We start from the raw sequence: 24,822 nt of genomic DNA, 5'->3' as shown, positions 1-24,822 counted from the left end.
TTAAAAACAAAATGAGCGGTTATAAGCCGCTCATTTTTATTGATTTTCGATGATTACTCCGCTGACGTTTCAGCGTCGTCTGCACCATCGGTGTCCACTGCTGGTTCAACAGATTCGTCAACGATTGGATTTCCCTCCTCGTCAACCACAATGGACTCTTCTTCGTCGATTTCCTCAATGCGTTGCAAGCCCACTACATGCTCGTCATCCGCCGTTTTTATTAACCGCACGCCTTGCGTATTACGGCCGATAACACTGACTTCATTAACACGTGTGCGCACTAAGGTACCGCTGTCGGTGATCAGCATGATCTCATCGTTGTCATCAACTTGTACTGCACCAACAACAGGGCCGTTGCGCTCACTCACTTTGATCGATACAACCCCTTTGGTTGCCCGAGATTTTGCCGGGTACTCATCAAGTGCGGTGCGTTTGCCGTAGCCGTTTTCAGTAACGGTTAAAATAGCGCCATCAGTGCGAGGTACAATAAGTGATACCACCTTTTGTTCGCCCTCTAGCTTGATACCGCGAACACCTGTAGCCGTGCGACCCATAGCGCGTAACGCGTGAATTGGCTCACCAGTTTCTGGATCTATTTTGATTTCGCCGGTTTCACTGTCGCGTGCCATTTCGTTGAAGCGCACGACTTTGCCTTCGTCTGAGAATAGCATGATGTCATTGCTACCATCGGTGATATCAACGCCAATAAGCGTGTCATCGTCGCGCAGATTAAGCGCAATAATACCGTTTGCGCGTTGGTTAGAGTACGCGGTCAATGGCGTTTTCTTAATCGTGCCCGAGGCAGTGGCCATAACGATGTACTTGTCTTCCTCATATTCTCGAACTGGGAGAATTGCGGTAATGCGTTCATCGCTGTCGAGCGGTAAAATATTTACAATCGGGCGACCGCGTGCGGTGCGCGTTGCTAACGGCAGTTGATACACCTTCAACCAATACAATTTACCGCGGTTAGAGAAACACAAAATCGTATCGTGCGTATTGGCAACCAACAAGCGCTCGATAAAGTCCTCGTCTTTCATTTTGGTTGCCGCTTTACCCTTACCGCCACGACGCTGTGCTTCGTACTCTGTTAACGGTTGGTACTTACAATACCCTTCGTGTGACAGGGTTACCACGACGTCTTCTTCGGTAATTAAGTCTTCAAGTGACAGATCGTGACTCGATAGAGAAATTTCACTGCGACGGGCATCGCCAAATTCTTCACCAATGGCTTCAAGCTCTTCGCGAATCACTTCCATCAAGCGTTCTGGGCTTGCCAAAATATGCATTAGCTCGGCGATAATATCGAGTAATTCTTTGTATTCGTTAAGAATCTTTTCGTGTTCAAGACCGGTAAGTTTTTGCAGACGCAAATCCAAGATGGCTTGCGCTTGTTGTACAGTTAAGTAGTACTTGCCGTCGCGAATACCGAATTCAGGTTCGAGCCACTCTGGACGCGCAGCGTCAACACCCGCGCGCTCAAGCATATCGGCCACATTGCCCAATTCCCAACCTTGATTGGTTAGCTTTTCTTTTGCTTCGGCTGCCGTTGGTGAGCTCTTAATACACTCGATGATAGGGTCGATATTTGACAGTGCTACTGCCAAACCTTCAAGAATGTGTGCGCGCTCTCGTGCTTTGCGAAGTTCAAACACCGTGCGACGTGTCACCACTTCACGGCGATGCAAGATAAACTCGTCAATCATATCACGCAGGTTAAACAGTTTTGGTTGACCGTTGCTCAAGGCAACCATATTCATACCAAAACTCACTTGCATTTGAGTCAGTTTGAACAAGTTGTTTAACACAACCTCACCGACTTCACCACGCTTGACCTCAATAACCATGCGCATACCGTCTTTATCCGACTCGTCGCGCAAGGCAGAAATACCTTCAATGCGTTTATCTTTGACCAATTCGGCCATTTTTTCGATCAAACGCGCTTTGTTTACCTGATATGGCAGTTCGTGAACAACAATGGTTTCTTTACCGGTTTTGTCATCAACTTCAATTTCTGTACGCGCGCGAATATTGAGCTTACCGCGACCGGTTTTATACGCTTCGTGGATCCCCGCCACACCGGAAATGATACCCGCAGTCGGGAAGTCAGGAGCTGGAATGTGCTCAATCAATTCCTCAACGGTAATGTCTGGGTTTTCGATCATCGCCACACAACCGTTAATAACCTCGGTTAAGTTGTGCGGAGGAATGTTCGTCGCCATACCTACGGCGATACCAGAAGACCCGTTGATTAACAAATTAGGAACGCGGGTTGGTAATACCGCCGGCATTTGCTCTTGACCGTCGTAGTTTGGTACGAAATCAACCGTTTCCTTTTCCAAGTCAGCCAACAGCGCATGTGAAATTTTTTGCATGCGAATTTCGGTATAACGCATTGCTGCTGCCGAATCGCCGTCAACAGAACCAAAGTTACCTTGGCCGTCTACCAGCATATAACGCAATGAAAATGGCTGAGCCATACGGACAATAGTGTCGTAAACAGCGGTGTCACCATGAGGGTGATATTTACCGATTACGTCACCTACAACACGGGCTGATTTCTTGTAGCCCTTGTTCCAGTCATTACCCAAGTCGTGCATGGCATAAAGCACACGACGGTGTACGGGTTTTAAACCATCTCGTACATCAGGTAACGCACGACCAACGATAACGCTCATCGCGTAATCGAGGTAAGATGTTTTTAATTCATCTTCAATATTGACAGGAACGATTTCTTTCGCCAGTTCGGTCATAAAATGATGCTTTCCCTAAACTTGAATGCCGCACGTATTGGGCACTCGGACATTATTATTATCGAGGCTGAATTTTAACACAAATAGCCGATGTTCTGCACGGTTTTGTTGCGAAAAAGTCGACTTTTATCGACCTGTTAATACACCGAGTCATCGATGCTGATCGCTTTTACAACACGGTTGTGCAGCTACGGGTGTTAAACGGAAATGTGGCAACGGGTTTTACAGCTGTATAAGACCTTACGATTCACCACATACCGACCTTATAAGACTATTGATTAAACCCTAAAGGGCAACAATTGTCACCCCCTTTATCGGCTTTTTTACTCGGCAACTGAGTACACCGAATAATCGCCATACATCTCAGTTTGAGCAATTGCTGTTTATTGGTAAAAATCTGCTGGTGAAAATGTCTGCAGCCGTTCAACACGCCTTAGTCACATCAGATTTCTATCAGACGGGATTTTAACTTGCGAAACGTCGGCGCCGAAACCGCCAACAATTGACAAGCGCGGTTTGCCGCTAAGCCGTGTTGTTGCGCAATGTCAATGATCGCGCGTTGCATCATTTGCACCGGAGGGATGGTAATGGGCTCAGCCAATAAGGCGGCAACACTTTGCTCGAGCAAAGCGCTTGTATGCGCCTGTGATGGTAACGATTGAGACTGCAGTTTCTTCCAGCGACGGCGAAGAGTCGCCTCCGGCAGTAATAAGTATTTGGCGGCTTGCAACAGCACTTGATTGTGTTGTATTAGCGCCTGTTTATACAAGCCGTGTTCTAACCACAACGCAACACCTGGCAATCGTTGATACGGCGAATATTGCTCTAACACTTGGCTCACCAACGCATTGACAGCTACCGACAGCGACTGGGTTGATTGCCAATTTTGGTCAATTAACGAGCCTGTCTGATGCTGATTATGTGGTGTGGAACCACTAGGTAGATCGTATAAAGACTTACCCTGCCATGGTGTGAGGCCTATGGTTGCCTGGTTGTGGGCTGAGTTGTGCGCTGAACTGGCACCTTGACTTGGCCCAATGGTGCTACTCGACAGGGGTGGTGCATGCTGATATTGATAGCCTGATACTGTGGTCGAGTACTGCCAATCGTTTTGCGCTTGGCTACGCGTCAGCTGACTTGTCGAGTCAAAAGCAGCCGCTTGGTTATCTACGTGAGACGCGCTAACCGACAATGAGCGAGGGCGAGATAGAGCATCAGCCTGTGGCGCATTGAGTACCTTATGCTCAGGCGATAAGTCACTTTTGTAAAGACCTAAATGCCGACAACACAACGCGCCCTCACCACAGATTATCACTGCTCGGTGGACGACATTTTTTAATTCTCGAATATTACCCGGCCATGGATAATCCAATAGCGCGTGCACTGCATCGTCACTAAAGCTTGTGATCTGTTTGTCGTATTCTTGATTAAACACTTGCAGATAAGCATTGGCTATCAATAATATATCATCACGGCGATGACGCAGCGCGACGTTAGCTAACTCAAAGACGTGAAGGCGATAATACAGATCTTCTCGGAACAAACCTTGTTTAGCGCGCTGTTTTAAATCGACATTGGTAGCGGCAACGAGGCGAACATCAACGCGTTTTACCTCACTTGAACCAACTCGAGAATAGGTTTTATCTTGTACAAAACGCAGTAGCTTGACTTGAATATCTAGTGGTAACTCGCCAATTTCATCCAAAAACAAGGTGCCGCCATCGGCTTTGGCTATCGCCCCTGGTGAGGCACTCGTCGCCCCAGTAAAGGCGCCTTTGACATGACCAAACAATTCGCTTTCCAGCAAGTTGTCCACCACCGCACCGCAATCAAAAATAATGAACGGCTTGTCTTTGCGATCAGAAAAGTGATGAATACTCTTGGCCAGCATTTCTTTACCCGTGCCCGACTCACCGGTAATCAATACCGTGGCGCTGGTAGGTGCAACCAACTGCACTTCGTCCATGAGCTGTTGCATCGCCGCGGAGCGATACCAAAAGTTATCAATGTTCCGGTTGTTTGATTTCGTTAATTGACGCGGTTGATAGGCAAATTTAGTGAGCGTAATCGCCATAAAATCGGCGATTTGGGCCAATACATGATGATCGCGTTTTTGCACACACGACACATGCCCACTGACCAACAACAAGGCCCCTAACAATTGTTTTTTATTATAAACGCCGACAATGGATTGACGTTCGCCCTTGGTGTTGACGCTTTGCAGAACGTGTCGCAGCTTTTCTTCATCAGCTCCTTGCTGCAACGTTTGCCACTGCTGCTTACTGATGCCAAACTCGGCGGGTAAGTGCTCGTCACCACGTCGAGCAACAAGCTGAGTTGCTATTTTCGGCACATCAACGCTTGGCATGTGCTTGCTTACAAACGCACAGTACTCGACGTTAAAACCGTGGCGCAAATGAGACAACGTACTGTTGATAAATTGTGCTTGGCTTAACTTATCACCTTGTTGATTTATAATCCGCCACTGCATCAACATTTTGTGGTAATCGCCGGCGCTGGTGCGGGAAACTTTGCCGGATACTTTGTCGAGATTACCGATTTGACTGAGAATATTTTGGTGTTGCCAGTGCTTTAATTGCTTGCCTCCGGCTTCCATGGCATGCGACAAACAAAAATTGGCATAGTAGAACAACTCTATCGGCGAGTAACTGATGTCTTGGTTATTCAATGCCAAACCAAAGCTAAAACCGAGACGGCTGTCAATACAGCTAAAGGTATGTTCTAGTAATAAGCTTTGCAAACGCTGGCTCATATTGACCATTTGCTGTTCACTGGTGTCGCAGAACATCAACATGTATATGGTACCGCCGTAATGCGATGCCAAGTCTCCAGGCCGGGCGAAGCAACGAAGAAATTCGCCGATATCGTACAACAAGCTATCGCCAACCTCTCGACCAAATTTAGTGTTAACGTGGTTAAAGTTATCGGGACTTAGCAACAAAATACCCGATACTGTTTTGTTTTCATCGCCTATGTGATGTGCAAGACCGTCGGGCAAATGGTCGAGGCGACTGAGTTGACGCAATAACAACACCGAGCCGCGCTGTTTGCCAATATCACTGAGCGGTGCGATCATGCCATCGAGCAACACGCTGCGCTCATCGCGACAACGCACGGCAATAGGTTGTAACTTGGTGAGGGTATCAACGCGAATAGCGGCATCAATAAACGCCTGAGTATGTATTGAGCTGAGGTCCTCGCGCATTTGAATCAGCTGTTGCCACGGTATACCTTTTACCGTATCAAGGCCGCTTGCCAATAATTGATACGCTTTATCGTTTAGCTGATACACCCGGCCTTGGTGATCCAAATACACTTGAATATCGCCAATGGCATCTAATGCCTGTTGAAATAACTCCGGCTGACACCGCTCAAGCATTAGCTTATCCCTTGCGTCTGCAAACCGCAGTATTGCTCTTCGAGCAATCGCTCAAACTCTTCTTTGCGCACCGCTGCGCCAAATAAGTAGCCCTGCACGACAGGCACACCGTATCGCTTTAACTCGGTGAGTTGCTCTTGCGTTTCGACGCCTTCACCAATCACGTTCAATTGCAAGGCATTGGCCAAGGCGACGATTGCTTGTACAATGGCTTTATCGTCTTCAGACTCCGCCAAATCCATAATAAATGAACGATCGATTTTTAACGTATCTATGGGGAAGCGCTTTAAATAACTCAATGATGAATAACCAATACCAAAGTCATCAATGGCAATATCGACACCGAGGCGCTTCATGTCTTCTAAACGCGAAATATTGTCTTTGACATCATTCATAATGGCACTTTCGGTGAGCTCTAAGCGCAGTGAGTTGGGTTTAATTTGGCTGTATTGAAGCACACTTTGTAAGTGATCAATCAAGCCTTCACGGCGAAATTGAATACTCGATACATTTACCGATATCTTCAATTGGTCGTAGCCTTTAGCTTGCCAAAGGCTGGTTTGTAAACACGCGTTCTCTAATACCCATTCACCCAACATGGCAATAAGGCCAATCTCTTCCGCGACTGGAATAAAGGTCGCCGGCGATACATAACCAAATTCTTTACTGTGCCAACGCAACAGTGCCTCCGCCCCGATCACCTTCGCAGTGTCGGTACATATTTGCGGTTGGTAATACACTTGCAATTCGTTGTTTTCCACTGCTTTGCGCAATGCTTGTTCCATTTGCAGGCGTTCTGTCGCCAAATTATTAAGAGAATCACTGTAGTAATGGTAACAGCTTCGACCCTGCTGTTTGGCGTGATACATCGCAACGTCCGCGTGCTTCATTAAATTAGTTACACTGGTTGCGTCATCCGGGTAAATAGATATACCAATACTCGGCGTCACCAGCACCTCGTATTGATCAATCATCAAGGGTTTAGACACCCGGGCAATGATGTCTTGGGCAATAATGTTTAAGTCTTGTAAATCGTCAATTCGATCAACTGACACGGTAAATTCGTCACCGCCCAATCGAGCCACTTGCATCGATTGCGGTTTCAAACTACTCGGTGATGCACCGTGATAACCAGCCAGGGTTTGGTCGAGAATCGTGGCAACCTTTTTCAATACCTTATCACCAAAATTGTGACCTAACGTATCGTTGATGCGTTTAAATTTGTCTAAGTCGATAAACAACACGCCAAGCTTGTTGTCTTGCTCATTCGCGACATCAATAAAGTCGTGCAACTTGTCATAAAAATGCTGTCTATTGGGCAGACCGGTTAAACTGTCGTAATACGCCAAGTAATGCAGATTTTGTTGCGAGGTTTTTAATTCGTTAACCGCTTGTTGTGAGCGCAGCATGTAACGCAAGCGATGTCCCATCATAGGCCAGCGTATTGGCTTGGGCAAAAAGTCGGTGGCTCCTATGTTATACGAGCGACTAATCGACTGATAATCATCGGCGCCAGTGATCATTAAGATTGGGAGATCTTTGCCCTTCTCCTGCGCGCGTATGTGTTCACACACTTGATCGCCACTGAGCAATGGCATTTCAACATCCAAAAGGACAATATCAATGTCATTGGCCATAAATGCGCTGATAGCTTGTTCGCCATCATTAGCCACCACCACATCAAAACCCTCAGCTTCGAGTGTATCGCGCATTAACATGATGTAGGTAGGATCATCGTCACATACCAAGACTTTATAGCCCTTAAAGTCTTCGTTAAAGGCCGTTAATTGTTGTTTGCTCATACTACTTCCCTGGCTATATCATCAAGTATTGTGTTGGTTTGTTTATACGCATCATCCAGTAACTCAAAATCGTCCTGACACAGGGACATATTGTTTTCACTGGCATTGCGCTCTATTTGACTACATAGTTTGGCCAAACGCTTGCCACCTAAGTTAGCACTGAGCGACTTCATTGCGTGTGCCGTTGTTCGCGTCTGTTCGGCGTTTTGGTTGGCGATAGCCATTTCTAACTCTGGCAACTTTTCGCTAAATTCTCGTTTAAAGGTGGTATACACTTTGTCATAAATTGATTTTCCTGTCATGCTCTCCACCTCTTTTATCGCATTAATTGCTTGAAAATCAATCAGATCATTGTTTTCAGTGGGTATTGTCGATGCCGCGTCTGACTGATAAGACGCCGTTGCAGAGGTGTTCGGTCGTGCATTGGCCACTATCTCAGCGTCAGTATCACCGTCAACGCTTTCAATCTGTACCTTTAAGTGCGATAAATATTGCTTGAGCAACAACAGCAATTGTTCTATTGAAAACGGCTTAAAGGTATGTGAATCCATCCCGGCCTCTCGACATTTGCCTTCATAGCCCAAACCAGCACCTGCGGTGAGGGCCACAATCGGTACTCTGGGTAGTTGCATGTATTGCTGCCATTTGCGAATCGCTCGAGTCGCAGTAAAGCCATCCATCACCGGCATTTGGCAATCCATTAAAATCAAGTCGTATTGATTGGTTTTGACCATATCCAAGGCGATCTGACCATTGTCAGCAATATCAACCTCACAACCAAACATATGCAGCATATTAGTGGCGACCTCTTGATTGGTGGCCACGTCTTCAACCAACAAAATACGCGCTTGGAACTCGTCGAATTTGTCTATCGCATCAATAAAACCGTCGTCTTCTGGCTTGATGTTGCCACTTAGGCAGTCCTGTAATATTTCAATGGTTACCTGCTTGCGCATCGGCTTTGGTAAACAGAACACATGTGATTTAACGGTATTTTTAACCAGCACTTCGACTTGGTTGTTAGCGACCACATCGGTCAGCAAAATACAAAAGTCTCGTTGATTGACAAAGTTGATAAAGCATTGGTGTTTTAACAATGGACTGTCGATTAAATACACCGTGCTGACCGAGGTTGCTTGTTCATTCGCAGGCACCGCTAGTTCGCTCACATAATGTAATGGTTCATCAACTGCTTTTGCCGCTATACCAAGCCGCTGTAACATATTCATGGTCATCCGTCGCACATCTTTACTGTTGCTCAACACCACAACCTGAATGTTTTGATGCGCCGAAGGCAAGCACTGATTTGCGCTAACGGCAGGCGTATCTTGACCGATAACGGCCGGCAATCGGACGGTAAATGTTGCCCCCTGATGCGGCGTTGAATACACTTTGATGTCGCCATTCATCACTTTTAATAAGCGCGATATAATCGCCAAGCCAAGGCCGGTACCACCAAAGCGTCTGGTGGTCGAACTGTCTTCCTGTCGAAATGCTTTGAAAATTTTAGCTTGATTGGCCTCGGCGATACCAATACCTGTATCTTTAACTGAAATAACAATGTTGGCAGCCGTCACGCTACAACTAATTTCGATGTATCCCTGCTCGGTAAACTTAACGGCGTTACTCAGCAAGTTGGTAACAATTTGGCGCAAACGCAACGCGTCACCCGTAATGTATTCAGGGGTCTTAGGATCGATCAAAACCACTAGCTCAACCCCGTTTTCATGGGCGCGGTTAGCAAACAAAAACGCCGTTTCTTCAATCAGCTCATGTAAGTTAAGCAATTCATTTTCGAGCACAATTTTGTCCGCTTCCAACTTTGAAAAATCGAGCATATCGTTTATTAAATCGAGTAGCATTTGACTGGCTTTTTGCACGGCCAACGCATAACGGCTTTGCGTTCTGTTTAAGCCGGCGCTGAGCAATAAATCACTCATGCCAATGATCGAGTTCATCGGGGTGCGAATTTCATGGCTCATCGTGGCCAAAAAGTTTGACTTCGTTGACGCGGCTTTTTCTGCGACATCGCGCGCCTTTTTGGTTTCTACCACCGCCAACTCAAGGGCGTCATTGGCTTTTTGCAACTCTTCTGTGCGCTCGGCCACGCTTTCTTCAAGTTGCTTTTGATAGGCCAAATGCATCCGCTGTTTGTGCTGAGCGCGCAACTTTAACACGATGGCTAACATCAGCAGCGTTAACCCGTATAACGCGTAGGCGTAGTCGCTGTACCACCAAGGAGGCGTTACTCTGATCGGCAGTTTAAGCTCCTGCTCACTCCACACCCCATCGTTATTCGAGCCGCGAATGCGAAACGTGTAATCACCGTGTGGTAAGTTGGTAAAGGTAATGCGGTTATTGTTTGCTGAATACACCCACTCATCGCGCAACCCCTGCATCATATATTGAAACTGGTTGTTCTCTGGCTTGGTATAATCGAGTGCCGCAAACTCAAATTCTAAAAACGCATCGGAGTGCTTTAACTCAATCGAACCGTTGAGGCTAAATATTTGCTCAATTGGAATCTCTTCGCCAAAGATACTAAAACGGGTTAATCGCACCGGTGCGTGATATTGATTTATCGGGATGTTTTTCGGAGTAAAGGTGTTAAACCCATTTGAACCGCCAAAGAACAAACGTCCAGATGCCGATTTAAAATAAGCGCCGCTATTAAAATCCTCACCTTGTAAACCGTGTGTGGTATTGAAGTTATCAATGTTTAACGAGGTTGGATCAATGCGCGATAAGCCTCGCGTATGACTTACCCAAATATAGCCGAACTCATCTTCGAGCATGCCATAGGTGAACAAGCTAGGTAATCCTTGCTTCAAACCGATTAATTCGAAGTTTATCTCACCTTTGTTAAAATCTGCGTTGGCGATTCGCGCTAAACCACTGCCTTGGGTTGCAACCCAAGTATGCGTTGTCGACGTCAGCAAGCTAGCAATATTATTGGCCACCAACGAATTACTTCGGCCGGGTTCGTAGGCGATTCGCTGTACCTCACCGGTGGACAAATCATAGGTGCTCACTCCTGCGCTTCGGGTAGCAATCCACAACCGATTTTCGCCATCGTAAGCCACGTCCAAAACCCGGTCACTTGAAATGCTATTAGCATTAGTTTCATCGTGTTGAATATAACTAATGCTGCCGTCTTGGCGAATAATGTTAACCCCGCCGCCAAAGGTTGCGACAACAATATCACCATTGGGCAATTCGATAATGCGAGATACGGAATTACTGCTCAGCTTGTAGCGACCTTCGTATTCGTCGCTAAAATGCTCAAAGTCTGAGCGGCCATTGCGCCGCACGTGCAAGCCACCGTTGAAGGTACCCACCCAAAGGTTGTTGTTTGAGTCCACCAACAGGCTGAGTACCCGCTCGTCTTGCAGCGCACCGTCGACGCCCTCAGAGGCATTGATCAGCGTTATATCCTGGTCGTCGGCGGAAAAGACGTTGATCCCACCACCCCAAGTACCAACGTACAAATTACCTTGTTTATCTTCGGCAAAAGAGGCGATGACGTCTGATGACATTTGTAAGTTTTGGCTGCGGCTAACGTGGGGAAACTTGGCTAATCTGGCATTCCATCGGCTAAGGCCACTTTCCGTGCCCACCCAAATCACTCCGCCATCGTCTTGATATAAGGTGCGCACTCGATCATCAATCAAACTGTTGGAGCGCAGATCACTGTGTCTGTGGGCGATAAAGCTTTGCGTGGCCGGCTTATATTCACACAGCCCGTGATCGGTGGCAAACCACAATTGATTGTTTTGATCCTCAAATATATCGTGCACGCTATTGTGACAAAATTGCCCTGCTTTGCCACCAGCGGTGTAGTGTTGTTGGACACCGCGTTGTCGATCGAATGTAAACACGCCTTTGGTGGCGGTGGCAACCCAAATTTGGCTCTGGCTGTCTTCAAACACCATGCGAATATTGTCACTGGGAATCGGGATTGCGGTATCCTCAGTAAAACTGACAAACGCGTTGCTGTTTGCCGGCAACACACTCAGGCCGTGCGCTGGCGTTGCAACCCACAAATTGCCTTGTTTATCAAACGTCAGCTCATAAATTTCATTGCCAAGTTGTTGCCAGTTGTCGGCAAACTCGGTGTAACTCGTCAGCTCTCTGCCATCGCTGGACAACCTCACAATACCGTGGTTGCGACTGCCAAAATAGAGATTCCCCGAATCGTCTTCTGTGACGACACTAAAATCGCTGTCCATGTAAGCTGGAAAATCAGGGTTATCTTTTAAGTTGCGAAAGCCATCAATTTCGGGCAAATATAAGCTGATGCCACCATTGCCCAACACCCAAATTCTCTCTTCCGAGTCAACAAACACGTCTTGTATCCAATCACTGGCAAGCGAGTTGGGATCACGCGGATTGAAATTGTACGTTTTCGAGGAAATACCATTGAACCGATTTAAGCCATTTTGATTACCGATCCACATGTAACCGGCCTTGTCTTGCGCTATGGCAGTAACCGATTGTTGCGATAGGCGTATACTGTCTTTAACATTTGAGAACTGAATTTCTTGGTGGGCATAGGGGTATGCCTGAGCCAATGTGGTTAAAGGCATGACACAGGCAACGACAAGCACGAGATAAACCGAAAAAATTAGCTGCGTCGCTAAGCGATATCGGTTAGATACGGTTGGAAACGGATTAATGACAGCGCTTTGCGTGTCGCTGTCACATAGCATTGATGCCTGAATTCTAGTTATTATTGACATACATCGACCGACGTTTTTATTGTTGTTATATATTTTTATATATGTGTTATTATGCCACTTGCGACGTTATAGTACATATTTAGCGCGAACTGCTAAGCGCCACAGTCTAGCATCGACTGCTCACTATCAGGCTGGTACATACACGCTATTAATTGTACTGGGTGAAACTACTCGCGCCACATTTTAGTATCGCTGTTTGGCCCCTCCCCATTAAAGCACTTGTTAAAACCGTTGTCACCTTTGATTACGTGCTAATGATATGAAATTTCTGGTGTTCAATGAGTTGTGTAACCAGGATCAGGATGCAAAAGTGGCTTATCGCACAGTTTGGTAGATACGGCATTAACCAAGGCTGGCAAACAGCAAAAAGGCAGATTGCTCTGCCTTTGCGTGTTATTAGCGCTTACTCTACAAACCAGGTATTGACAACCGTACTGTTTTTAAGCAGTTGTTCTGACCAATAATCGTTGGTGCCAATACCTTTGTTAGGCCACAAGTTACCATTGGTGCCAATGCCTTTGTTTGGCCACAGGTTACCATCGGCGCTCAAGGTTTCATCTGACCACCAGTCGCTGTTGGTGCCTATGCCCTTGTTTGGCCACAAGTTACCATTGGTGCCAATGCCCTTGTTTGGCCACAAGTTGCCATTGGTACCGATGCCCTTGTTTGGCCACAAGTTGCCGTTGGTACCGATGCCTTTGTTTGGCCATAGATTACCGTTAGTACCGATGCCTTTGTTTGGCCAAAGGTTGCCATTGGTATAAGCGCCATCCCAGGTGTAGGCTTCTAAGCCTTCAATATAAAACTCTTCGGTCTCAAAGTTATAGCGCGCAGGCCCGACAAAGTTCTCATATTTACTGGTTGCAGATAGCGTTTGATGAATATCTAACCCACGGTTAGCACAGCCTTGAGCGGTTGATGTTACCGCACGCTCAGCGTTTACCATGCCCGCACCTTGTTGAAAGATACTGTAGGTAAATTGCCCTTCACTGTCTTCTCCGGCAATCGCGGTGGCTAACAAACGACATTTAACATCATCAGGTGATAGCGTTGGATCGTATTGTAGCATGAGCGCAACAATGCCCGTGGTGATCGCCGTTGATTGTGACGTACCCGATAACGTGCCATAGTTAGCTCCGGCATCCGCTAGCGGATACTGTTGCTTTATGTATGAGTTTTCGCTCATCACGCCTTGAATTTTACTGCCCGGCGCGATGATCTCAGGTTTAATAAAACCGGCAACCGTAGGTCCAGCACTCGAAAACTCGGCAAGTACATCGTCACTGATATCAAATGGCGTGCCACTGTCTGCGCCTGCACCGACGGTAATGACATAAGGGTTGTTACCCGGTACGCCAATGCTCATTGGTATTGGGCCGCTGTTGCCAGCTGATGCCAATACGGTGATGCCTTCACTCCACGCAACACTAACCGCTTGGTTAATCGGGTCATCCCAATAAAAACTTTGTGGCGATGCGGAAAACGACAGGTTAAGCACTTTGATATTGTGTTCGTCTTTGTGTGTTACCACATAATCGAGCGCTTTAAGGATGTGGCTGTAGGTTGAATTACCCTGTTCATCAAACGCTTTAACCACCACTAAATTAGCATCAGGCGCAATCCCATTGTAAAAAGGTAATCGGTTGGCGTTTTCATCAAAGCTATAGTCACTATTGGTAATAATACTCGCGATGTGCGTGCCGTGACCGTTTTCATCATGTTTATTATTATTGTCAGCAAGTACACTGTGGGTGATCACTGAACGCGCACCGCGAGTGTTTTCTTTGATACCTTTAATAGAGCGAATACCGGTGTCAATGATCGCCACACCAACGCCTTGACCGGTAATACCGATTTGATGCAAGGCACCAGCGCCAGTGTACGTTGACACAAAGGTATTTCGCTTAGCATTTACGTTTTGTCCACCCTGCTGCTTGGCTGAGTTTTGACTGCTTAACATAACCTTGCCATCATTAAACAAACGAATCATTGGGTGAGATGAACGCACTTGTTGTACTTGTTGATCGGTCATCAGCGCCGAAATGGCTTGAATGACCGTATACTTGTGCAATACTTCACCGCCGACTGATTCAACTGCTTGTATTAATGTAGGTTTACTTGCTCCTTGCACAATATACGCAAAGCGCTTGTCGTTCCCATATTGGCTAAACGCAAAGACTGCGCCTGCCATTAGAACTAACACAGTTGCCGCAACATAGTGCTTTGTTGTTTTACGTAAATGCTTGAACGATATCATAGTCTTCCATATTGTTAGTTTTGTTGATTCCAAATTACCAAATGCAACAAACAGACCAAAAATAAAATAACATTACAAATCAATTACTTAAAAGCAACCCTAAGTGTTTGGCAACAGTTTAGATAAAATGATTTAACCGCCACGTTAAAAAAACAGCGCACAACAACAAAAATGACGAACAACATTGGCGCCCATTCGTCACAAACCACCCCACAACAAAATGTGACGCGTAATCGAAATATATGACGAAACGTTTCGTCAAATTACTCACTGTGACGCCTTAACTGTTGGTTTGATGATGGCATGGTTGACGCTTAGGCTCACCATTACATACAATCATCCAGACCGAGAGTGCTTTACCAGCCGTATGCTCGCACTTGCCCCAATAAGCATTGACTTACCTAGAGAGGACGTAATGAGCAAAGAAACTGCCGCATTTATCCAACCTCAACCGCAGTGCAACAGCGCAGGCGAAGAGCGCACCGTCGGCTTTGAGCTGGAGTTTTCAGGTGTCACCCTCGCCGACACCATTGATGTGGTCGAACAAACACTTTCTGGGCGTATTGAACAACAAAGCGCTGCTCAGGCGAAAATCTCAACCCCATTAGGCGTATTTCACGTTGAAGTAGACTGGGACTTCCTCAAACAGCAGGCAAAACACGTAGAGCAGAATTCAACCGAACAAGCTCTGGTGGAAACACTGTCGAGTGTTGCCGAAAAAGTGGTCCCCATTGAAGTTGTCTGTCCACCGATCAAAATCAGCCAGCTAGATCAACTCAGCCCCTTGGTGCAAGCGCTTCGCGACAAGGGATCGGTAGGAACCGAGCAATCGCTGATAGCGGCGTATGGTGTTCATATAAACGCGGAAATACCTAGCCTAGATGCCGATACGATATACAACTACTTACTCGCCTTTGCGCTATTGCAATGGTGGTTAATTGATGCACATAATGTTGATATCGCCCGTCGAGTCAGTCCCTATATTGCCCCTTTTGACGACCAATACATCAGCCACTTAGTCAATCAACGTCCGTCAAATGTTACTGATATTATTGATGATTACTTACAATTTAATGCGACCAGAAACCGCGCATTAGATATGCTACCGCTATTTGCAGAAATTGACCCACAACGCGTGCAAGCAGAGGTAGATGACAACAAGATTAAAGCGCGGCCTACTTTTCACTACCGCTTGCCGAACTGTCACATTGACGACGACAATTGGCACCTCGCTCAACCTTGGAATCTTTGGTGTTATGTCGAACGCCTTGCCAATGATAACGCGTCATTGGCAACCTTGGCAGCCTCGTTTAAAGCCGCCACGCGACCGCTTGTTGGGGTAAATAAAAACGCATGGACAAAAACTGTTGAGCAATGGATAAACGACCAGTCATAGCGGTTAGCGGAAACCATAAAACTTGGGCACCCGCTTGGTGGTGCACCGCACTAGCACTTCGCTTGTGCGGTGCTCAACCGCGACGCCTCAGTACTGCTCATCCATGGCAAGGACCGTTACCCGATGCCATTGTTATTGGTGGTGGTAATGATATAAGTCCAGAGCACTACGGCGCAAAAGTTGAAGCGAAAGTGAAACTTGACCTAAACAGAGATGCACTTGAAATAAAGTGTATTAAACAAGCTCTCAAACAACGTATTCCGATATTGGGAATTTGCCGAGGCGCTCAACTCATTAACGTTGTTATGGGCGGGTCTTTACACAATGACATCAGAAAATTGCGTCACTTTACCTACAATCGACCAGGGTTGTTACCAACCAAACAAGTGAGGTTAAAACCGCAGTCAATGATCGCTGCAATCACCGGCAAAAATAAACTGCGCGTTAACAGTTTACATCATCAGGCTGTTGACCAACTGGGCGACGAATTGCAGGCATCAGGCTGGGATCTCGACCAGATCACCCAGGCAATTGAGTCTAGTCAAGGTCACCATCTTCTCGGTGTACAGTGGCACCCAGAATACCTGTGTTATTTGCCATCGCAATTGAATATCTTTCGCTGGTTAGTGAAACAATGTCGGGTTCATCAAACGCAGTGAGGCGTTGTGGATTAGCGTGATAAAAACGCCTGTTCGGTAACATAATGGCCTTGCTGGCGCGAAGTCGCCTTGCAAAAACCCATGCTGTCGAGAATGTCCATGGTATCGTCCAGCATCGCTTGATTACCACACAGCATAAACCGATCGTCAGTTGGCGAAAGCGGTGGTAAGCCAGTTTGCTCGGCAATAATGTTATTGGGTAATAAGTTGGTAATGCGTTGTTGATGCGCTGGCGATTTAAACGGCTCTCGTGTCACTGTGGGATAATAGATCAGTTTTTCACCGACCAAGTCGCCAAAATATTCATTGTTCGGCAGTTGTTCAGTGATCAACTCTTGATACGCCAACTCACTGATGTAACGCACGCTGTGCACCACAATGATCTTGTCAAAGCGCTCGTAAATTGTCGGGTCTTTGATGATACCAATAAACGGCGCGAGTCCCGTGCCAGTGGCTAATAAATAAAGATGCTTGCCAGCGAGCAGGTTGTCGACGACGAGCGTGCCCGCTGGGCGCGTTGACAATAACAAGGTATCGCCAACCGATATATGTTGTAAGCGCGAGGTGAGCGTACCATCGGGTACTTTAATGCTAAAAAACTCCAGTTCGTGCTCGTAATTAGCACTGGCAATACTGTACGCCCGCATCACCGGCTTGCCATCAACCTCCAATCCCAACATCACAAACTGGCCGTTTTCAAATGTATAACTGGGGCTACGAGTGGTTTTGATACTGAATAGTTTATCGTTCCAGTGGCGCACATCGGTGACGGTTTCGCTAATGGTATTACGCATGGCCCCTCTTATACTTTTTACCGTAATGCTTTGATTATGAGCATAGAATACCTGACTAAATCATTCAAGTATAAAACTCCTAGCACACCAATTGGCGCAACTGTACGCGTTGTATATGGCTTCACCGCCTGTGGTAATCGTACGCGAGTCGTCATCTGGCGTGACGCTTTACCGTGAACATATTTTGTTATCCTCAGCCCACAACACTTGTTGTGTTATTTTTACACTTGGTTAACAGCTTTTTTAACTCGTAGCCCTATAATAGCCAACGTTAACTTTTCATAGTTTTCCTCCCTGAAATGAAATGCTTTGCCCTGCACCTTGCAGGGCTTTTTTTTGCCTTTTTTACGTTGGCCATCAACCGTGGCTTTAACGTCACAGCCCTAAGTGAGCCAGTTCTGGCGAGCGCGTTGCAAATCCATTTAGCGGCCAATTTACCCCACACAATCACAACACTTGTTGTGTTAATTTTTACATCTGGTTAACAGCTTTTTTAGTGCGCCACCTTATAATAGTCAACGTTAACTTTTTCATAGTTTTCCTCCCTGAAATGAAATGCTTTGCCCTGCACCTTGCAGGGCTTTTTTTTGCCTTTTTTACGTTGGCTATCAACCTTGGCTTTAACTCGATAGCCCTCGACGTTCCAGTTCTATCGAGCGCGTTGCAAATCCATTTAGCGGCCAATTTACCCCACACAATCACAACACTTGTTGTGTTAATTTTTACATCTGGTTAACAGCTTTTTTAGTGCGCCGCCTTATAATAGTCAACGTTAACTTTTTCATAGTTTTCCTCCCTGAAATGAAATGCTTTTGCCCTGCTCCTTGCAGGGCTTTTTTTTGCCTTTTTTACGTTGGCTATCAACCTTGGCTTTAACTCGATAGCCCTCGACGTTCCAGTTCTAGCGAGCGCGTTGCAAATCCATTTAGCGGCCAATTTACCCCACATAATCACAACACTTGTTGTGTTAACTTTTACATCTGGTTAACAGCTTTTTTAACTCGTAGCCCTATAATAGCCAACGTTAACTTTTTCATAGTTTTCCTCCCTGAAATGAAATGCTTTTGCCCTGCACCTTGCAGGGCTTTTTTTTGTCTATAACAACACGTCTGTAGCCCAATACGCAGCGCGTTGTGCGTTATCAAGCAAGCTTGTGATAATAACATCAACATTGCTGAACCAGCGCAAGTTATAGTATCTTAGTGATACCATTTGTGCGGCGTTACCGTCACTATTCGATTCGGGAGTTATGCTTATGATGCGTTACTGGTTTATCATGTTAATCACCTTGAGTAACCCATCCTTGGCTAAAGTTGCCATTAGCCTGTCGTATGATGATGCGTTGGCCAGTCAACTCGATATCGCCGTTCCTCAATTAAATCGCCACCAACTCAAAGCCTCATTTTATGTGGTACCGAGCTCCGATGCGTTTCAATCGCGATTAGACGAATGGCAAGCATTAGCACAACAAGGCCATGAACTGGGCAACCACACGTTATTTCACGCCTGCCAAGGCTCGAAAGCAGATCGAGAATGGGTGACGGCAGATAATGATTTAGATAATACCTCGGTTGAGCAACTCGTCCGTGAAGTCAGGATGGCAAACCTGTTATTAGAAGCGTTAGATGGTAAACAACAACGAACGTTTACGCCGCCGTGTTTCGATGAGAGCGCTAGTGGAGAGCCCTATTTACCCGCCATAAGCGCGATGTTTGCCGCCATTAAGGGAAAAGAGTCAGAGCAGACAACCGTCACATTCGTCGCCAGTGATGTCACTGCCAGACAAATTATTGACTTTATCGAACGCCAGCCAGCCAATATAACCTTAATTAACATTATAATGCATGGCGTTGGCGGTGATTACCTTGCCATTTCCGAGAAAGAACATGAGGCATTGTTGAAGTACTTGGCTCGTAATAAAGACGATTTTTTAGTCGACACCTACATTAATCTGATGACCTCGGGCAATTTTGACTAGGGCCTGTTGGTCTTGATTAGGATGCAACTAGTGCTTAGCCGCCTTTCACGCTAAACTGTGAGACAGGTCAATCGTCGATAACGCCAAATAAATCCATTCTCCATGCATGACTTTAACGTACCACTGGTTTTTCACCCCATATACAGTCAATTGAACTTGCCACCTCGCCATCGCTTTCCAATTGATAAATACCAAGCACTGTACGATAGCTTGATTCACCATGGCGTGCTTGCAACTCGCTTTTATCAACCTGAGCCCCTAAACATTGACCAACTGCACAGACTATATGATCGCCAGTATATCGATGCGCTGCTCTACAATCGTTTAACCGACAAGCAAATGCGTCGAATTGGCTTCCCTTGGTCAGAGCAATTAATAACGCGCACCCTAACAGCGTGCGGAGGCACTCGATTAACCGGCGAACTTGCCATCGAGCATGGTATGGCTATCAACCTAAGTGGCGGATATCATCATGCATTTTCCGACTTTGGCTCAGGTTTTTGCATGATTAATGATTTGTATCTCGCCGCGCAGCATATGTTGAGCTATGAACACATCAATCGGGTACTGATTTTTGACTGTGATGTACATCAAGGCGATGGCACGGCTTGCTTAGCACAAAACAACGAAGACATCGTAACCGTGTCCCTACATTGCGAGAAAAATTTCCCCTATCGCAAGCAACACTCTGATCTCGATTTTGCTTTGCAAAGCCAAACCAATGACAACGCCTATTTACAAACCGTCGAGCAAGCACTGACTGTCGCGTTAAATTGCTATGACGTTGACGCTATCATTTACGACGCTGGCGTTGATATTCATCAACACGATGATCTCGGGCATTTTAACATAACCACTAACGGCATATATGAGCGGGATTACTTGGTGCTTAAAACGGCTCTTGAACGTCAACTTCCACTGGCCGCTGTTATTGGTGGTGGCTATCAGCGCGACATTAGCGCTCTGACAAAGGTTCATTTGCAGTTATTTAAGGCAGCCCACCAGCTAACCAAGCATACCAACCGAAGCTAACCATTGACATGACAGTAACAACACAGCAACAACAAACTCTTGCTTATCTTTACCGTTCATTAACAGATATTTTTCGCTAACGGCGTATCATTGCTAAGGTAAACTTCATAGTTTTCCTCTCTGAAATGAAATGTTTTGCCCTGCACCTTGCAGGGCTTTTTTTTGTCTTGCAAATAGCGATTTCGCTCGCTGATAACAAAGGTCGTTAACCCAGTTGTTGGTGGTACTGTTGTTGACTAATTAAGCGCACATTAGCCGCTTCATCAACCCATACGTAAGCGGCTTGTTCAAACTCCAATGCCAGTTGATCCGCTTGCTGCTTAGTGATATTGAGGATGAAAACGCTTTTCTCAGCCGGCCAGCTGTCGTCTTTACCCGCGCCATAGCCGGTTAAATACTTCATATTTTGTTTATTCAAACTGGCGATTAACTGCTTGTGCCGTTGCTCATTTTGAGCCTCTGTTAGGCGTTTGCTCATCGGGTTGTACGCGGTCAAGAAAGCCGCTGTTGGCTGGTCAAAGCGATGCAAATACCGACTCAACGTTGGCTCTTTTTGGCCAATATTCATCACCCATAAGCCAATCTCATCATCAATGATGTAGTCGGTTTGCAGGTAGGCGTTCAGTAATTGATTGTCCATATGTATTCACTTTTTAGTCGGTTTAATAAGGCGTTAGCTAACGCGCTTTAAATGCTTGTCTTTCAGTGTACCTGATTTTTGCTGCAGATGATGCCCTTTGCATCAAAACATCATCATTAACAAGCGAGACCGTACCAACACCGCACCAACAACGCACCAACAACGCACCAACACCGCACCAACACCGCACCAACACCGCATCAACACCGCACCAGTAACATGAATGCAACAACACCTTGCAGGGATTTACGTCTGGTTTACAGAAATTTTTCTTCAGCTGGCGTATGATCTGCCTCGCATTACATTATTTTATGCCCTTAAAAGTACCGTTGCCCACCATACACAGCCATGAATGCGTGGGCTTTTTTTGATCCCTACTCTACAGTGTAAAGTAAAGCTAAACGGACCCTAGGTTTACTAAGGTAGTCTACACTTTACATCAAACTCCGTATTTCAGCAGGGAATCACTATGTACAAAGCTTATTCATGTCCTTCGGTATCGTCAGCCCTTGAACTGGTCGAAAAAGACAGCCCTGATTTGGGCCACCACGATGTAGAAATCGACGTTATGTACTGTGGCATCTGTCATTCCGATGTCAGTATGATCGATAACGCTTGGGGTATGTCTCAATACCCATTAGTCGCCGGTCACGAGGTCGTTGGCAAAATCAGCCGGGTTGGCGATCACGTTAAACACCTCTCTGTTGGTCAACACGTTGGGCTCGGTTGGCATAGCGACTACTGCCTCACCTGCCACAGCTGTTACTCAGGTGATCACAATTTGTGTCAAAGTGCCGAGGGCACTATCGTCGGTCGCGATGGCGGGTTTGCCGAAAAAGTCGTTGCTAATGCGGCATCGGTGATTGCCATCCCTGACGGCGTCGATCTCAAGAGTGCCGGTCCCTTGTTTTGTGGCGGTATCACCGTTTTTAATCCATTGGTACAGTTTGGGGTCAAACCACTGGATAAGGTGGCGGTGATCGGTATCGGTGGTTTAGGCCATATGGCGGTGCAGTTTCTCAATGCGTGGGGCTGTGAGGTAACCGCGTTCACGAGCTCTGACGATAAACGTCAAGAAGCTCTTGAGTTTGGCGCTACACATACCATTAATTCACGCAACCCCAGTGAAATTGAAGCCGCTGCCGGAACATTTGACTACGTGATATCAACGGTTAATGTGTCACTTGATTGGGGCTTGTACATCAACACCTTAAAAGCCAAAGGCCGCTTGCATTTTGTCGGCGCACCTCTTGAACCCATTGAAGTACAAGTGTTCTCGTTATTGCCACAACAACGCAGTATTTCGTCATCACCCGTTGGCGCACCAGCAACCATTACTGACATGCTCGAATTTGCCAAGCAACACAACATTCAACCTTTGGTTGAAATGTACAAGTTCGATGACATCAACACCGCGTTAGATCGCATTAGAAGCGGTAAAGCGCGTTATCGTGTGGTACTCGAGCGATAATGTGAGGGCAACGCTGCACCGAGAGTGCATATCCAGCGTAGCAAAGGCACCAACAATCACTAATAGCATGTGCTAATGGCACTGGCACTGGCACTGGCACATGCTATTTTATTGATCTCTGACTCGAGGTTAACCCATGCATGGGCTGACACAACCAAAAGCAACTGCCCCTGGCGAGCCAATAAACCAAGTTTTCTTTGAAATTCGAGGTTTAACTGCGCTAGAATCAACACACTCTTTACAAGTTGTATGTGTATTATGACAACACCTGATAACGTAAACCCCGACGAAATTGCCAAATTCGAAGCCATCGCCCATCAATGGTGGGATTTAGAAGGCGACTTTAAACCGCTTCATCAAATCAATCCACTGCGTCGTAATTTTATTACCTCACACGTTGGTTCATTACACGATCTCGATATTATCGATGTCGGCTGTGGTGGCGGGATCCTTGCCGAAAGCCTAGCCCGCCTTGGCGCTAATGTTACCGGTATTGATATGGGTGAAGAGCCACTCAACGTTGCAAAATTGCACGCTCTGGAAAGCGGTGTCAGCGTAAACTATGAAAAAATTCCCGCTGAGCGCAAAGCCGAAGCCGCAGCTGAGCAGTTTGACGTGGTTACCTGTATGGAGATGCTCGAGCACGTGCCAGACCCTGCATCGGTAGTCAAAGCGTGTAGCGATCTGGTAAAGCCAGGTGGCTATGTGTTCTTTTCAACCTTAAACAAAACGGTGAAATCCTACTTGTTTGCCATTGTCGGTGCTGAAAAACTGTTAAAGCTGGTGCCCAATGGCACCCATGACTGGGACAAATTCATCCGACCAAGTCAACTTATTGGCTGGGCTGAAATACATCAACTGCATTGTATTGATGCCACGGGTATTCATTACAACCCGCTAAGCGAAAACCACAAGCTAGGTGATGGATTGGACGTAAATTACATTATCGCGTGCCAAAAAGTCACCGGTTAACACCGTGCTCACCAGTTATTTATTCTCGCCTTGGGAGGCCCGAAACCCGTGATGCTAACTAACGCCGAAGGGGTACTTTTTGACTTAGATGGTACCCTACTCGACACCGCCAGAGATTTGGGTGAATGTTTAAACGCCATACTCCGTGAACACGGCTTTGAGCAAGTGGCCTTTGAGCGCTATCGCTTGGTTGCATCTGACGGCGTGCTTCCCTTGTTACAGCTCGGTTTTGGCGAGCAGCTCTCTCGCTTTGACGTTGAGCAATTACGACTTCAATTTCTCGATTACTATCGCCAACACCTCGCCGTATACACCCGTCCATTTGACGGCATCGTCCCCTTGATAAACGCCATTGAAGAATGCGGTTTGCCGTGGGGGGTCGTTACCAACAAGCCGGCGTTTTTAACCGACCCTTTGATGGCTGAGTTTAGTGAGTTTGGCAACAGTGTGATCAATGTCAGTGGCGATACGCTAGCCACCCGAAAGCCCGATCCTGCACCAATGCAACACGCCAGTAACGCACTAGGGGTGCCATCCCACAAGGTTTGGTATTTTGGCGATGCAGAGCGCGATATTGTCGCCGGAAGACGCGCTAATATGACCACGGTGATCGCCAAATGGGGCTACATCAAGCACGGCGAAGATCTCACTCGTTGGCAAGCAGATCACGCGATCTCAAATCCCTTACATATTTTGCGGAATTGTGATTAGTACAAAGATCATACGATTTAATAAATCATTGTTTTTATTGAATTTTATATTTTTTATTGAATTTTCGAATATAAAGATCAAAAAATAGGTAAAAAGATCTATAAAAAAATTTTCGGCAAAAAAAAGATCTTGCTTTTTGTCGATTTCCGCTTGTGTCAGTGGTCACAATGTAAGTTGTTACTAACCGATAAATGTTAAGTGTTTTTTCCACAATTTAT

14 protein-coding genes and 1 pseudogene are annotated in these 24,822 nt (G+C 46.3%); 8 read left to right on the top strand and 7 right to left on the bottom strand.

Going from position 1 to position 24,822, the window contains the following annotated elements:
• Window positions 1-53: 53 nt before the first annotated feature.
• From gyrA to ACAY30_RS06300, 4 genes are all read right to left on the bottom strand, one after another.
• Entirely contained in the window at window positions 54-2,753 is a 2,700-nt protein-coding gene (gyrA, locus tag ACAY30_RS06315) for a DNA gyrase subunit A (RefSeq protein ID WP_290251559.1), read from the bottom strand.
• Window positions 2,754-3,195: 442 nt separating this feature from the next.
• Entirely contained in the window at window positions 3,196-6,153 is a 2,958-nt protein-coding gene (locus tag ACAY30_RS06310; protein WP_290251558.1) for a sigma 54-interacting transcriptional regulator, read from the bottom strand.
• The gene (locus ACAY30_RS06305) at window positions 6,153-7,955 is read right to left on the bottom strand and encodes a bifunctional diguanylate cyclase/phosphodiesterase (protein ID WP_290251557.1); all 1,803 of its coding nucleotides are present in this window, start codon (window positions 7,953-7,955) and stop codon (window positions 6,153-6,155) included. Before ACAY30_RS06305 ends, ACAY30_RS06310 begins: the two co-directional genes overlap by 1 nt.
• Complete coding sequence (locus tag ACAY30_RS06300) at window positions 7,952-12,694, bottom strand: hybrid sensor histidine kinase/response regulator (RefSeq protein ID WP_290251556.1); 4,743 nt, start codon at window positions 12,692-12,694, stop codon at window positions 7,952-7,954. The genes ACAY30_RS06305 and ACAY30_RS06300 overlap by 4 nt, the downstream gene beginning before the upstream one ends.
• Window positions 12,695-13,154: 460 nt before the next feature.
• Here ACAY30_RS06300 and ACAY30_RS06295 point away from each other — a divergent pair, with 460 nt between their 5' ends.
• Complete coding sequence (locus tag ACAY30_RS06295; RefSeq protein WP_353958583.1) at window positions 13,155-13,256, top strand: hypothetical protein; 102 nt, start codon at window positions 13,155-13,157, stop codon at window positions 13,254-13,256.
• Between the two features lie 447 nt (window positions 13,257-13,703).
• On the opposite strand, the pseudogene ACAY30_RS06290 reads toward ACAY30_RS06295, so the two are convergent.
• Window positions 13,704-14,654, bottom strand: a pseudogene (locus ACAY30_RS06290) (S8 family peptidase); the annotation flags it as partial.
• A gap of 712 nt (window positions 14,655-15,366) precedes the next feature.
• Here ACAY30_RS06290 and ACAY30_RS06285 point away from each other — a divergent pair.
• The gene (locus tag ACAY30_RS06285) at window positions 15,367-16,347 is read left to right on the top strand and encodes an amidoligase family protein (RefSeq protein WP_290251554.1); all 981 of its coding nucleotides are present in this window, start codon (window positions 15,367-15,369) and stop codon (window positions 16,345-16,347) included.
• Window positions 16,326-17,006: a gamma-glutamyl-gamma-aminobutyrate hydrolase family protein gene (locus ACAY30_RS06280; RefSeq protein WP_290251553.1), complete on the top strand. Its 681-nt coding sequence runs from the start codon at window positions 16,326-16,328 to the stop codon at window positions 17,004-17,006. The genes ACAY30_RS06285 and ACAY30_RS06280 overlap by 22 nt, the downstream gene beginning before the upstream one ends.
• 11 nt (window positions 17,007-17,017) lie before the next feature.
• Here ACAY30_RS06280 and ACAY30_RS06275 read toward each other — a convergent pair whose 3' ends face one another.
• A complete protein-coding gene (locus tag ACAY30_RS06275; protein ID WP_290251552.1) occupies window positions 17,018-17,800 on the bottom strand; it encodes a ferredoxin--NADP reductase in 783 nt (260 codons plus the stop codon).
• A 1,255-nt stretch (window positions 17,801-19,055) separates the two neighbouring features.
• Between ACAY30_RS06275 and ACAY30_RS06270 the strand changes: the two genes are divergently transcribed.
• Both ACAY30_RS06270 and ACAY30_RS06265 read left to right on the top strand, forming a co-directional pair.
• The gene (locus ACAY30_RS06270) at window positions 19,056-19,778 is read left to right on the top strand and encodes a polysaccharide deacetylase family protein (protein WP_290251551.1); all 723 of its coding nucleotides are present in this window, start codon (window positions 19,056-19,058) and stop codon (window positions 19,776-19,778) included.
• 102 nt (window positions 19,779-19,880) lie between these two features.
• Window positions 19,881-20,810, top strand: a complete 930-nt coding sequence (locus tag ACAY30_RS06265; RefSeq protein ID WP_290251550.1) for a histone deacetylase — start codon at window positions 19,881-19,883, stop codon at window positions 20,808-20,810.
• A 205-nt stretch (window positions 20,811-21,015) separates the two neighbouring features.
• Here ACAY30_RS06265 and ACAY30_RS06260 read toward each other — a convergent pair whose 3' ends face one another.
• The gene (locus tag ACAY30_RS06260) at window positions 21,016-21,450 is read right to left on the bottom strand and encodes a DUF3293 domain-containing protein (protein ID WP_290251549.1); all 435 of its coding nucleotides are present in this window, start codon (window positions 21,448-21,450) and stop codon (window positions 21,016-21,018) included.
• A gap of 469 nt (window positions 21,451-21,919) precedes the next feature.
• Between ACAY30_RS06260 and ACAY30_RS06255 the strand changes: the two genes are divergently transcribed.
• The 3 genes from ACAY30_RS06255 (at window position 21,920) to ACAY30_RS06245 (ending at window position 24,604) form a co-directional block, all read left to right on the top strand.
• A complete protein-coding gene (locus tag ACAY30_RS06255; protein ID WP_290251548.1) occupies window positions 21,920-22,921 on the top strand; it encodes an NAD(P)-dependent alcohol dehydrogenase in 1,002 nt (333 codons plus the stop codon).
• A 258-nt stretch (window positions 22,922-23,179) separates the two neighbouring features.
• Entirely contained in the window at window positions 23,180-23,893 is a 714-nt protein-coding gene (gene ubiG / locus ACAY30_RS06250) for a bifunctional 2-polyprenyl-6-hydroxyphenol methylase/3-demethylubiquinol 3-O-methyltransferase UbiG (protein WP_290251547.1), read from the top strand.
• 51 nt (window positions 23,894-23,944) lie between these two features.
• Window positions 23,945-24,604, top strand: a complete 660-nt coding sequence (locus tag ACAY30_RS06245) for an HAD family hydrolase (protein ID WP_290251546.1) — start codon at window positions 23,945-23,947, stop codon at window positions 24,602-24,604.
• Window positions 24,605-24,822: the final 218 nt, after the last annotated feature.

The organism is Thalassotalea ponticola (assembly GCF_041379045.1).
GTDB lineage: Bacteria > Pseudomonadota > Gammaproteobacteria > Enterobacterales > Alteromonadaceae > Thalassotalea_A > Thalassotalea_A ponticola.
This window is presented reverse-complemented; position numbering and strand designations above follow the sequence as displayed.